10 protein-coding genes and 2 pseudogenes are annotated in these 12762 nt (G+C 45.4%); 3 read left to right on the top strand and 9 right to left on the bottom strand.

Annotation, left to right across the window (positions count from 1 at the left end; genetic code table 11):
* Window positions 1-99: 99 nt before the first annotated feature.
* The 4 genes and pseudogenes from ACUN2T_RS11030 to ACUN2T_RS11015 form a co-directional block, all read right to left on the bottom strand.
* Window positions 100-354, bottom strand: a complete 255-nt coding sequence (locus ACUN2T_RS11030; protein ID WP_054477687.1) for a hypothetical protein — start codon at window positions 352-354, stop codon at window positions 100-102.
* A gap of 90 nt (window positions 355-444) precedes the next feature.
* Window positions 445-2622: pseudogene (locus ACUN2T_RS11025) on the bottom strand (two-partner secretion domain-containing protein); the annotation flags it as partial.
* 38 nt (window positions 2623-2660) lie between these two features.
* Window positions 2661-2849: pseudogene (locus ACUN2T_RS11020) on the bottom strand (hypothetical protein); the annotation flags it as partial.
* On the bottom strand, window positions 2828-2992 hold the full coding sequence (locus tag ACUN2T_RS11015; protein ID WP_445497489.1) for a hypothetical protein: 165 nt from the start codon (window positions 2990-2992) through the stop codon (window positions 2828-2830). The pseudogene ACUN2T_RS11020 and the gene ACUN2T_RS11015, both read right to left, overlap by 22 nt.
* Window positions 2993-3567: 575 nt before the next feature.
* Between ACUN2T_RS11015 and phoP the strand changes: the two genes are divergently transcribed.
* From phoP to ACUN2T_RS11000, 3 genes are all read left to right on the top strand, one after another.
* Window positions 3568-4236, top strand: coding sequence for a two-component system response regulator PhoP (gene phoP / locus ACUN2T_RS11010; protein WP_445497488.1), 669 nt, complete (start codon window positions 3568-3570; stop codon window positions 4234-4236).
* A 19-nt stretch (window positions 4237-4255) separates the two neighbouring features.
* Window positions 4256-5719, top strand: coding sequence for a two-component system sensor histidine kinase PhoQ (phoQ, locus tag ACUN2T_RS11005; RefSeq protein WP_445497855.1), 1464 nt, complete (start codon window positions 4256-4258; stop codon window positions 5717-5719).
* A 142-nt stretch (window positions 5720-5861) separates the two neighbouring features.
* Window positions 5862-6983: a ribosomal protein uL16 3-hydroxylase gene (locus ACUN2T_RS11000; RefSeq protein ID WP_445497487.1), complete on the top strand. Its 1122-nt coding sequence runs from the start codon at window positions 5862-5864 to the stop codon at window positions 6981-6983.
* A gap of 189 nt (window positions 6984-7172) precedes the next feature.
* Here the strand turns inward: ACUN2T_RS11000 and pepT are convergent, their stop codons facing one another.
* From pepT to lolC, 5 genes are all read right to left on the bottom strand, one after another.
* A complete protein-coding gene (pepT, locus tag ACUN2T_RS10995; RefSeq protein WP_445497486.1) occupies window positions 7173-8435 on the bottom strand; it encodes a peptidase T in 1263 nt (420 codons plus the stop codon).
* A gap of 54 nt (window positions 8436-8489) precedes the next feature.
* Window positions 8490-9332, bottom strand: a complete 843-nt coding sequence (cobB, locus tag ACUN2T_RS10990; RefSeq protein ID WP_445497485.1) for a Sir2 family NAD+-dependent deacetylase — start codon at window positions 9330-9332, stop codon at window positions 8490-8492.
* 90 nt (window positions 9333-9422) lie between these two features.
* On the bottom strand, window positions 9423-10670 hold the full coding sequence (gene lolE, locus ACUN2T_RS10985; protein ID WP_445497484.1) for a lipoprotein-releasing ABC transporter permease subunit LolE: 1248 nt from the start codon (window positions 10668-10670) through the stop codon (window positions 9423-9425).
* Window positions 10670-11374: a lipoprotein-releasing ABC transporter ATP-binding protein LolD gene (gene lolD / locus ACUN2T_RS10980; protein ID WP_445497483.1), complete on the bottom strand. Its 705-nt coding sequence runs from the start codon at window positions 11372-11374 to the stop codon at window positions 10670-10672. Before lolD ends, lolE begins: the two co-directional genes overlap by 1 nt.
* Entirely contained in the window at window positions 11367-12569 is a 1203-nt protein-coding gene (gene lolC, locus ACUN2T_RS10975; protein WP_445497482.1) for a lipoprotein-releasing ABC transporter permease subunit LolC, read from the bottom strand. Before lolC ends, lolD begins: the two co-directional genes overlap by 8 nt.
* Between the last annotated feature and the right edge of the window lie 193 nt (window positions 12570-12762).

The following is a 12762-nucleotide window of genomic DNA, read 5'->3' as shown; positions in this document are numbered from 1 at the left end:
ATAGGGAACTTCCTTACCCTCTTTAATTGGATGAACTACACCTTAATCAATTAGTGTCTAACTTTTGGGGTGCAATTCAACATGTCAGGGTTCTTTCTATTAAATTAAGCCAAGAAATTCTGGTAATCCTTTTACATAGTCATATGCTTCACCAGTATAATTATCTGATAAATCTTGGAAGAGTTTAATTACCTCTTGTTTCTCATCATCATTAAGTAACTGAAGTTCCGCTGCCATTTGTTCCATTGTTTCTATTGCTGAATCCGGATTAAGCAGTTCTTCACTTGTAAACTCCAAAAATATGGCAAGATCAATAATGACCTTTACAAGCCTAATATTGCTATTCTTTAACAACTTTCACCTCTATGTTTTTGATTCCAAGTTCATGGAACATTTTTCGTGCTCTATTCGCCTGAGTTTGATCAGGTACTTCCCAACGTCCAAGGTTTTATCCAAGGTGATGGCGGCCAGTTCTGCGGCTAATGCGCCCACTGCCGCCCCTTTGGCATCCCCGACGCTAATTTCCGCCGCCAGCGCAGACACTGCGGCATGGCTAATCGCTTTACCCGGAACATCCAGAATCTCCCCATTATCACCAATCAGTTTGGCGCCTTCCGCATTAATCTGGCTACCTATATTGCTCAACAACGCGGTTTGCAGGTTATCCGTAAAACTGCCGCCGTTAATCGCCGTCCCTATTGTTGAGCTCACGAGGGATTTGACGGCATCGCGCTTCGCCAAGGCGGCCAGTGTCTGGGTGAGATCCCCTTTATTTTCAACTAAGGCCACCGCCGCCTGAGAGGTCAACCCTATCATTCCGCCATAAGCCGCCCCATAAACCGCGCTCGCCGTGGCTCCCGTGGCCCCTGTCGCCCCCACGGCACCACTTCCCGCCCAAGCCGCCAGCCCCGAACCCGCCGTGACCGCAGCAACCGCAATCGCAATCACCGCACCCACTACGGGGTTTAAGCTTTCGCTTTTTTTGTCCCAGCTACGGTAAGCGTCCTTAACCCGATCCCACTGGACATCATCGCGGTCTTGAAGATTTTTCAACCATTCCGTACCCGGGGTGTTACCCAGTACCCCTAACGCGTCTTCCAGTAACTGCCCCTCTTTCACTTTCACATCCGCATTGATACCTTTCGCCACATCCACCGTCAGCGTACCGCCAACATGCACTGACGGGATTATCCAAGTCTCCTCACGGTGACCTTTATCGTGCTGGCGTAATAAAAAAGCCTTTTGATGTCGTGATGGTCTGCTCAAAATCCGTATTTGGCATCGCCTTGAAGTTCACTTTCCCTGTCTGGCTGGTGATTTTTGCGTTTTTACGGGTTTCTATCCGACTCGCTTCCAATGTCACCTCATCTTTTGCCATCAGGTTAATATCCCCCCCGGCCGTCAATTCCGTGACTTTGTTGGTCTTCTTGATTTGTATTCGATGTTCTGTTTTAGACCCAAAGACTTTACATGACTTTATGGGTCCCAAACCTTTACAGCTTTTCCTCGTTTCTTCACTTTTATAAACTTCTTCCATTGCTTGCGCATAGAGAACGCCGCCTGTTGCCGCGATATCCATCACCCCTTTGGCGATTAACTCCGTCGCCTGGAATAAAATACTGCCCTGAGAGCGAAGAGTTAATGCGCCACCACTATTCAGTCGGCTGGCATGTTGCGTAAAGCGCTCAATATTCCCCTCGTGGTTAAAGTCGTGACCGGTTAAGATGAGATTTTTCTTCGCATGAAACTGGCTTTGACTGTTATCCAGCTTCGTCGCATTGATATAAGCGTTCATTCCCGCAGCGACGCTGGCATCCCAGGCATTATTTAACGCTTTGGTGCGAATAACGATTCACCATGATGGGTTTTCAGCGTCGCCGAAGCGTTGTCAATCTGGGTGCTCAGGTGACCGCTCGCGTCTTTTTGCACCCAAAGATGATGATTGGCCTGAATCAGACCCTTATTCTGATTGTATAAGCGGTCAATAAACAACCGCACATCACCTTCTGCAAGAATCTTACCGGTGTTGTTCAACGTGTTCGCGGCAAGCGTCATCTCTCCATCCGCTGTCAAACGAATGTCGCCTTGCGTTGCCGTCAGGTTGGTCAGGTTAACTTCCTTACCCGCCTCAGTACTCACCAGACGGATTTTATTGGCATACATTCCCCCCAATGACCCGGTATCAATCGCGCTCCAGGGGGTATTACCTTCGCCTGCAATAGGGACAAGAGTCCCGCGTTTGAAATCAATCCGGTTGGACCCTTGTGTCAATGTCAGGTTTTTCGCCTGCACTTTGCCGTTAAGTATCGTGGCCCGACTGATAATATCGACATCATCCTGCACCGTCGCATCCAGCCCCTTTTCATCAAAGGTTATAGTGCCTTTTTTCACTTCTAAGGCTGCTAATGCACCCTCTTTATCAAACACCGGTTTCCCAGTCGATAAGGTGACAGCCGGGGTATTGATAAAGCCACAGCCATGACAGGTTATGCCGTTCGGGTTAGCAATGAAGACAGAGGCTTTTTGCCCCACGACTTCCAACAGGCCCTGTAGATTTGAGGCTAACGTCCCCACCACTTCATGAATAATCAACTCAGCCGATTGACCGTTGAAGTGCGGGTTTGCCCCAATTTGTCCCGCCAGCACGGATTGAATAGGGTGGCTTTGCTATTGATATTAATGTCTGTCTTGGCGTGTATCTCCCCCAAGATAATTTTACCCTCGGCAGTTAAACTGATAGCGTCCTGCGCTGTGGTCAGGTGGGTGAGATTAACCCCGACACCCGCTTCAGTGGCCACCAGCCGGATCTTATTGGCATACATGCCGCCTAATGCTTTAGTATCAACGGCACATTACCCTGATGTTGTACCTGGGTTTGACTATTGTCCGGCGTTATCCCAGCCGCCATAGCCGGATGAAGGGGATAAACGGCGGTGAGATAAATTAAAAGATAACTCGTGGCCCTGACCACCGGGGTGTTGCGTTGATCCATCGGATTTTCTCTTTTCTTAAGTTAATCTGGCTTCGGTGATAAAATGGTCATCTTTCCATAGAAAATATGGATAATTTTATAGTGACATAAGCAAACTATTCTAATGTGGTATTAATTGCCTGCCCGAATGAATAGTATAAAATGTGATCAAAATCGAGCTGTTTAATCCTGATAATGGGGAATGCGATGTATTAAATGCTAGGAAGTGGCAATAAAGATGGAAATACTCTTTTTTACATCAACAAAAGTACTTTCCGTTTCTTAATGGTATTACATCTCCAATCCAGCAGGTGTGTGGCATTTTGCTTATGTATTTGGGGATGTTTTTAAATGGGTTAGTCAAAGACGGATAAAATATTCATCTATTTCCATCCTTTTATAAACCAATCCCAAACACACATTGAAGTTATATTCTCTATTTCTACTTGATGACTTGCTGTTACAGATCCATATATCTAACATATTCAGCTAGGCCCATTGCATTGCATTTTTTACCGGCAGTTTTGTCTATATAACAGTTTAAATAAATTGATTATTACAATACTGCCAGTTGGCGTTTTTAGAAGGAATATTCCATGCGGATATTGATCGTTGAAGACAACATGCTGCTGCGTCATCATTTGACAGTACAGCTTCGTGACTCAGGCCATCTGGTTGATGCTGCGGCAAATGCCAAAGAAGCCGATTACTATCTGGCAGAAAGCGAACCAGATATTGCTATTGTTGATCTTGGTTTGCCTGGAGAAGATGGTTTGAGTCTGATCCGTCGCTGGCGCCAAAAAGATGAAAAACTCCCCATTCTTGTTCTGACCGCCCGTGAAAGCTGGCAGGAAAAAGTCACCGTTCTTGATGCAGGAGCAGATGATTATGTCACCAAGCCCTTTCATCTGGAAGAGATTATTGCCCGGATGCAGGCTCTCCTACGCCGTAATAATGGGTTGGTTTCTCAGGTTATTGAATTTCCCCCCTTCCGAATTGATCTATCACGCAAGGAATTAACGGTTTATGGGGAAAATATCAAACTAACAGCGTTTGAATACCGGATTATTGAAATACTGATGTGTAATAGTGACAAAGTAGTGACTAAAGATGCATTAATGCGCCAGTTATATCCCGATGCTGAACTACGCGAAGGCCATTCCATTGATGTCTTAATCGGTCGGTTAAGAAAGAAAATACAAGATATATGGCCTTATGAAGCTATCGTGACGGTCCGTGGTCAAGGCTATCGCTTTGATGTGTAAAACTTTGATGGGTAAAACCGTGCTGAAGCACAAAAAGAAGCCGTTCTCACTCCGTACCCGGTTTTTAATGGCGACTGCCGCCGTTATTCTGGCTCTGACAATGTCTTACGGTATTGTTGCCATTGTCGGTTACCTGGTCAGTTTTGATAAAACCGCTTATACACTGCTACGCAGTCAGAGTAACCTATTTTTCAGTCTTGCCCAGTGGAATAACAATAAACTGGATATTTCAGTCCCCCCCAATTTCACATTAAACAATCCATCACTGGTTCTGATTTATAACAACAAAGGGGCTATCCTCTGGCGTCAACGTCATCTCCCGAAAGTAGAAAACTCGATTCCAAGTGAATGGTTAAAGGAAGATGGTTTATATGATCTGGATACCAACCTGAAAAATAGCCGGGACTTGTTAAAAGACTCAGCCAATATGAAAGGGCAATTAGGGAAATTTAACACTCTCGACGAAAATGAAGACAATGAGCTGACCCACTCCGTTTCTGTTAACAGATACAGTGCGACAGATCATCTGCCTGCGTTGACCATCGTCGTCATTGATACGATTCCACAGGATTTACAAAAAACGGTTATGGTGTGGGAATGGTTCGGCTATGTATTGATTGCCAATCTGATTCTGGTCATCCCCTTAATCTGGCTGGCAGCACACTGGAGTTTGCGGCCAATTAAGTCGCTGATTCATCAGGTCAGCTCGCTGGAGAAAGGTGAACGGGAAAAACTGGATGAAAACCCACCAACAGAGCTGCGGGGATTAGTGCGTAATCTGAATGTGTTGCTCAATAATGAACGCAACCGCTATACAAAATACCGGACAACGCTGGCTGATCTGACACACAGCCTGAAAACCCCACTGGCTGTTTTGCAATCAACCCTCCGTTCTTTACGTAACAGTCAGCAAATGACTATTCAACAGGCCGAACCCATCATGCTTGAGCAAATCAGCCGTATTTCTCAGCAAATAGGCTATTACCTGCATCGGGCCAGTATGCGCAGCGAACACAGCACGATTATGCAGAAAGTTTCTTCTGTTCCGGCTTTATTGGATAGCCTGTGCAGCGCTTTAACAAAAGTCTATCAACATAAAGGGGTCAGCCTTACGTTAGATGTATCGCCGGAGATCACCTGGCTTGGTGAAAAAAATGATTTTATGGAAGTCATGGGCAATGTGCTAGAGAATGCTTGTAAATATTGCCTTAAATTTGTCGAGATCTCAGTCACTATTGATGACGATTCGGTGGTCATTATTGTTGACGACGACGGACCAGGCGTTCCAATTGACAAACGGGAAATAATTTTCCAACGGGGCCAACGTGTCGATACCTTACGGCCTGGTCAGGGGCTTGGGCTGTCAATTGCTTCTGAAATTATCGAACAATATACCGGTGATATCAGTATCAGTGACAGCCCGCTTGGCGGTGCCAGAATTTGCGTTATATTCCGGTGTCAGCAAATTAATGATGACGATTAAGCGGCTCTCCACTCTTATATCTCCGCCCGCATTGGACGAAGGTTTACGACTATTTTTGCTAAATATGCCTGTGCAGTCTGATACTCAATTCAACTAATTCGTTATAATATCCTGAAACTCACTTCACACTCAGGATGTCACTATGGACTATCAGTTGAATCTGGACTGGCAGGCGTTTTTGCAAAATCACTGGCAAAAACGCCCTTTACTGATTAAGCAAGGCTTCCGTCAATTCATTGATCCACTTACTCCCGATGAACTGGCAGGTCTGGCTATGGAGAATGAAGTTGACTGCCGTCTGGTCAGCCAGAAAAATGGCCGTTGGGATGTCTCTCATGGTCCATTCGAAAGTTACGATCATTTAGGTGAACAGGATTGGTCACTGCTGGTACAAGCGGTTAATCACTGGCATCATCCTTCCGCCGCATTAATGCAACCATTCCGCGTGTTATCTGACTGGCGAATGGACGATCTCATGGTTTCCTTCTCTGCTCCCGGTGGGGGTGTTGGCCCGCATCTCGACCAATATGATGTATTTATCATTCAAGGAATGGGTCGCCGTCGTTGGTGTGTTGGGGAAAAGATCCCCATGAAACAGCGCTGCCCTCATCCCGATCTGTTACAGGTCGATCCATTTAATGCCATTATTGATGAAGAGATGGAACCCGGTGATATTCTCTATATTCCACCCGGGTTTCCGCATGAAGGTTATGCTATTGAGGATTCACTGAATTATTCTGTTGGTTTCCGCGCACCCAATTCCCGTGAACTGTTCAGTAGTTTTGCCGATTATGTGCTGGCTAATGATTTAGGCAGTTATCGCTATAGCGATCCTGATCTGACTTTCCGCGAAAACCCGGCACTGGTCCAGCAACATGAACTATCTGCGCTGCACGCAATGATGGACGAATTATTGGCACAACCTGACACTTTCCAACAATGGTTTGGTGAATTCATCTCTCAGTCCCGGCATGAACTTGATATTGCCCCACCAGAGCCGCCCTATGAAAGTGATGAAATTTATGAATTAATGAAACAAGGTGAAAATCTCCACCGCCTTAACGGACTACGCGTTATCAGAATTGGTGATCAGTGCTTTGTTAACGGAGAATTAATAGATACACCTCATATTAAAGCAGCTGATATTCTTTGCCACTATTATGAGATTAATGCAGAAATGCTAAGTGAAGCGATAGATGATGTACGTTTTATCAGCCTGCTCACTGCATTGGTAAACAGTGGCTACTGGTACTTTAATGATTAATGTATCATCACAAAAGGTGACCCTTTAAATAATTCTGTGTCACTTTTCACTCGGTTATTACTTCACTGCCTTTTAATCAGATCCTCCGATTAAGAGGCAGTGACTGGTATATTTATCAGCCAAGTCATCTCCACGTAAATGCAAAAACTTGTGGTGCCAGGATTTACCATTAATCTCTGATCAAATTAATCAATAGGGTAAAGCTCTTGGATTTTTCTCAACTTTTTTAGACAACAGTGCAGTCAACTCAGCAATACGCATGACGACACTCACAGCCTGTTCCATTCCCTCCAATGAAACAAATTCATGCTTGCCATGATAATTATACCCTCCCATGAATATATTCGGGCAAGGCAAACCACGAAATGACAATTGTGCCCCATCAGTACCACCACGAATGGGTTTAATAATGGGATCGATGTCACAATCCAACATCGCCTGTTTGGCAATCTCAATAACATGTGGGTATTTGATCACTTCATCATGCATATTGTAATAATTGTCATCAATAGTCAGTTCGATATAACAATCGGGATGTAATCCCTCACCGGCTTTTTCCGCAATTTTGATCATCTTCTTTTTACGTTCTTCGAAGTTATTCCGATCAAAATCACGAATAATATAGTGCATTTCAGCACGCTCCACCGTACCTTTAATACGTTTCAGATGGTAGAAACCTTCATATCCGTCGGTATGTTCCGGTGTTTCTTCCGATGGCAATGCCTGATGAATACGGATTGCCAGCGATAAGGCATTGATCATGACATCTTTCGCATTACCAGGGTGAACATTGTTGCCAACAATCTTGACTATGACCACCGCTGCATTGAAGTTTTCAAACGCCAGTTCACCCACACCACCACCATCTACGGTATACGCCCATTCAGCATCAAATGAATTAATATCAAAATAGCGTGCTCCCTTACCTGTCTCTTCATCAGGTGTAAACGCTATTCGAATATCACCATGTAAAATATTGCTGTTTTTCAGACGGACCATTGCGGTAATGATTTCTGCAATACCCGCTTTATCATCAGCACCAAGCAACGTTCGGCCATCTGTGGTAATCAATGTTTTCCCCAACATGCTATGCAATACAGGAAACACAACTGGCGATAACACTTCATCACCAACCCCTAGGGCAATCTCACCCCCCCGGTAATCTTCCAGCATTTGTGGGCTGACATTTTTTCCAGGAAAATTTGGCGAAGTATCAAGATGAGCAATAAAACCGATAGCCGGCACAGGCCATGGTGTATTGGCAGGTAATGTTGCCATAACACAGCCATAATTATTCTGAATCACATTTGAAAAACCCAGCTCGGTCAACTCTTGTTTCAACGCGTTGGCCAGTTCAAGCTGACCATCACTGCTGGGAATGGTTTTCACTGACGGCTTTGACTGAGTATCAAAAGATATGTATTTAAAAAAACGCTCTAGTAGTCTGTCCATTATTCTCTCCCCCAGGAACCTGACTGCCCATTATGAGGAAGAGAAACAGAATAATTATTGCGTCAAGTCAGTTTTAAATTCTTTTATCTTATTAATTAACCTTCGGGCATACTCATCCACTATCTTACTGGCTGGCCCATAATGCTTTTCATCAAACATACTTTCTACCTGACTCGGCTCCAGATTCAGCTCTACTGTGTGTGCCCCTGCCAGTTTAGCTTCATGCACAAATCCAGCCGCAGGATAAACATGCCCTGAGGTGCCAATAGCAATAAAAATGTCTGCCTGAGCCAGTGCAGAGTAGATTTGTTCCATAGCAAAAGGCATTTCACCAAACCAAACAATATGCGGACGCAATGGTGATGGAAACTGACAACAATGGCAACGTTCATCAGTCGTCATAGGCGTTGTCCTCTCAAACACTTGCCCAGACTGACAGCAACGGACTTTGAGTAACTCACCATGCATATGCACCGTACGATAGCTACCCGCCCTCTCATGCAGATTATCGATATTCTGGGTAATCAACAGAAAATGGTCGCCAAGCTCATTTTCCAGTGCCGCCAAAGCATAATGCGCCGCATTCGGATTTATTTCTGGTTGTTGAAGTTGATGACGCCGGGCGTTATAAAATGCCTGTACTAATTCTGGATCTTTCTGAAAACCTTCAGGTGTAGCAACATCTTCCACCCGGTGTTCTTCCCATAATCCATCAGAGGAGCGGAAAGTCTGAATACCCGATTCAGCCGAAATACCCGCACCGGTCAATACTACGACATAAGGTTTTTTCATATTCAGTGCCAATCGATTATCCCTATAGAAAATTCGGCTACGAAACCTCTGATGCCGCAAACGCTTAACCTTACGAAACCGACTAGGCCGACGACGAACACGCATATGATTTCCTTTAAGATTTCTCAATACTGCTTAGGTTTCTGTTTTTTATACCATAACGCCTTTGTTTCGCTCATGCCAATAGCAGGTTTATTATTTCCCACTTAAAACACGCGCCGGATCAAGTCTGCTGGCCCGCTTGGCCGGATACCAACTTGCCAGTAAACTCAGAATCAAAGCCGTCGCCAAAACATACAGAACGTCCATGCTATGTAACTCAGATGGCAGAAAATCAATGAAATAAACATCACCAGAAAGAAATTGATGGCCGATCAGTTTTTCCAAACCATGAATCAGGACCGTCAAATTCAGTGATGCCAACACACCGACTACCGCGCCGGCAATACTACCTGCCATACCCGCCAGTAACCCATACCAGAGAAAAACCGCTCTGATTTGCCCATCTTTCGCACCGAGGGTTCGCAGGATAGCGATATCACTGCTTTTATCTTTTACCGCCATGACCAGTGTAGAAACGATATTAAAACACGCCACACCAATCACTAGAATCATCGCCAGATACATAATGCCGCGTACCATCTGAATATCCTGATACATATAACCGTAATTTCTTATCCAACTACTGATATAGACATATTCTTGTGATGCTTCACCGGCTGCCCTTACCGGTTGATCAGCGGCAAACACATCATCAACCTTGATCGCAATTCCGGTGATCCCCTGACCATAATCCAAATATTGCTGTGCATCCGCCAAAGGAATCAAAGCCAAGCTATGATCAAGTAAGCCACTGAGCTGAAAAATTCCACTGACCTGTAAACGGATCCGCTTTGGCTGCAACAGTTTCATTTCTGGATCATTGTTCGGGATCATGACAGTCAACCAGTCGCCCTGTTTAACCTTCAAAGCATTAGCAACCCCCTGCCCAAGAATGACCTGTTGATGACCCGCCTGAAAGTTTTGCCAGGCATTATCCTGTACAAACTGTGGTAATGAACTGACCTGGGCCTCAGTGGCTAAATCAACACCTTTCACCTGAACAGCATGTAAGCTGGCACCTTTTTCCATCAATCCGGTAAAAGTAATATAAGGCGAAGCAGCAACTACGCCAGTTGTGTTTTTTACCCGTTTCAATGCAGGCTGCCACTGCTCAAGAGGCTGATTGACCGCATAGATTTCACCATGCGGAACGACAGAAAGGATCCGGTTCCTCAATTCCCGTTCAAAACCATTCATGGCACTTAGACCAATAATCAGGACAGCAACACCAAGCATAATCCCCAGCGTGGAAATCACTGAAATCAGGGATACCATTCCACCACGGCGGCGCCCTCGGCTGAATCGCAGAGCAGTAACTAAAGAGAAAGGCACATTCGCCATTACAGTGCCCCCGCCAGGGTCAATTTATCCTGTAAATAACCATCCCGCATCTCCACCTGACGATTCAATCTGCCAGCCAGTGTCAAATCATGGGTGACAACCAGAAATGCTGTGCCTTGCTGCCTGTTAAGCTCGCCCAATAATTCAAAAACGCTATCTGCATTACGTAAATCAAGGTTACCGGTAGGTTCATCAGCCAAAACTAAAGAAGGCTCATTAACCAAGGCCCTGGCAATCGCCACTCGCTGGCGTTCACCCCCTGATAATTCTGACGGGCGGTGGTGGGCCCGTTTCTCCAGACCAACAGCCGCCAACATTTCCAATGCTTTCTTCTGTGCCTGACTGCGGTTTTTTCCGCCAATCAGCAGTGGCATAGCCACATTCTCTATTGCGTTAAAATCAGGCAACAAATGGTGAAACTGATAAATAAAACCCAATTCATGGTTGCGCAGCGCTGCTCTGGCTTTGGAAGACATTTTATTCAAAGAGTGCCCTTTAAAAAGGACTTCACCGGAGGTCGGTGTATCCAATCCACCAAGCATATGCAAAAGCGTACTCTTACCTGAGCCCGAACTCCCCACAATCGCCATCATTTCACCCTGTTTGATAGCAAAAGTGACATTTTTCAGCACTTCGGTCAGTACTTGCCCTTCCTGATATTTTTTACACAAATTATTACACAGCAGTAATGGTTGATTATTCATAACGCAAAGCCTCAGCAGGTTGAATGGCAGCAGCACGCCAGGAAGGATATAACGTAGATAACAAGGCGATAACCATCGCTGAAATTGCAATTGTGGCTACTTGTAATGGCTCAATCGCAACAGGCAATTCAACACCTGAGGTCAACAGACCAACCAATGGCATTAAGTTATTAAGCTGGCTGGAAAGCAGAACACCAAGCCCAGTTCCCAGTAATGTACCGATGATCCCGGCACCGGCTCCCTGGATCATAAAAACGGTCATAATCTGACGGCGTACCAGTCCCTGTGTTTGCAAAATCGCCACTTCACCCCGCTTTTCCATCACCAGTAAGCCAAGCGAAGTAATGATATTGAATGCCGCTACAGCAATAATCAAACTCAGCAATAAGCCCATCATGTTTTTTTCCATTCTGACAGCCTGGAAAAATTCACCTTTACGTTCGCGCCAATCTTTCCACAACACCCCTTCAGGCAGGGTTTGTAAGCTCAAACTATCTACAGCCAAGGGTTCTGTGAGATAGAGACGCCAGCCAGTGATGTTACCCTGCGGATAACGCATCAGACGAGCCGCATCTTGCTGATTAACCAGAACCTGTGTGCCGTCTACTTCACTATTAGAAGCAAAAGTACCCACAATCGTAAACAGACGCTGACTGGGAATACGCCCCATCGGTGTCAATTGGCTGGCACCCGGCACCATAAAACGGACCCGATCACCACGTTTTACCCCAAGCTCCCTGGCCAGTTTTTCACCTAAAATCGCATTATAGTGGCCGGGTTCAAGTTGCTGACGATAAGTGCTGACCAGATATTCCGTCAGCGGTTCATATTCATCAGACGTGATACCCAACATCACGCCCACACCAACATTGCGCGGGCTTTGTAATACAATATCTCCCACCACCAAGGGGGTAATCCTGCTAACTTGTTTCAAATCCGCAAGCTCGCTGGCCGGATGCTTTTCCGGATCCAGAGAACCATTCACCGACGTGACAACAGCCTGTGGCATAAAACCAAGAATACTGGTTTCCAGTGAACGCTCAAAACCATTCATCACGGACAGCACTGTAATTAATGCAGCAACACCGAGAGTAATACCAATTGCCGACAGCCATGAAACAAACCGGCCAAATTTGTCAGCCGCACGACCACGCATATACCGCAAACCTATAAATAATGAGACAGATTGAAACATGAAATCTGTTACTCCCCTGTTGCCAAAGCAAAGTGTTCAGGGATAATAAAGGGTAGCTATACTTTATGGAACCACCAACGCCCGGATCTGTGGTTTTTTTTATTTTCTCTCAACCTGCCAGCGTGTTTACTTTAAGACCATTATGAGTCGAAAATCTGTTGGGAATGGACTGAATCATAGAGAACACATTAAC

This window comes from Photorhabdus machadonis (genome assembly GCF_052657765.1).
The sequence above is the reverse complement of the archived record's forward strand: the minus strand, read 5'-3'. Positions and strand labels throughout refer to the sequence as shown.

What these genes read in the sequence shown, in the direction of transcription:
- ACUN2T_RS11015 (WP_445497489.1), bottom strand. Translation starts at nt 2,992, where the DNA reads ATGGATCAACGCAACACCCCGGTGGTCAGGGCCACGAGTTATCTTTTA.
- phoP (WP_445497488.1), top strand. Translation starts at nt 3,568, where the DNA reads ATGCGGATATTGATCGTTGAAGACAACATGCTGCTGCGTCATCATTTG.
- ACUN2T_RS11000 (WP_445497487.1), top strand. Translation starts at nt 5,862, where the DNA reads ATGGACTATCAGTTGAATCTGGACTGGCAGGCGTTTTTGCAAAATCAC.
- pepT (WP_445497486.1), bottom strand. Translation starts at nt 8,435, where the DNA reads ATGGACAGACTACTAGAGCGTTTTTTTAAATACATATCTTTTGATACT.
- cobB (WP_445497485.1), bottom strand. Translation starts at nt 9,332, where the DNA reads ATGCGTGTTCGTCGTCGGCCTAGTCGGTTTCGTAAGGTTAAGCGTTTG.
- lolE (WP_445497484.1), bottom strand. Translation starts at nt 10,670, where the DNA reads ATGGCGAATGTGCCTTTCTCTTTAGTTACTGCTCTGCGATTCAGCCGA.
- lolD (WP_445497483.1), bottom strand. Translation starts at nt 11,374, where the DNA reads ATGAATAATCAACCATTACTGCTGTGTAATAATTTGTGTAAAAAATAT.
- lolC (WP_445497482.1), bottom strand. Translation starts at nt 12,569, where the DNA reads ATGTTTCAATCTGTCTCATTATTTATAGGTTTGCGGTATATGCGTGGT.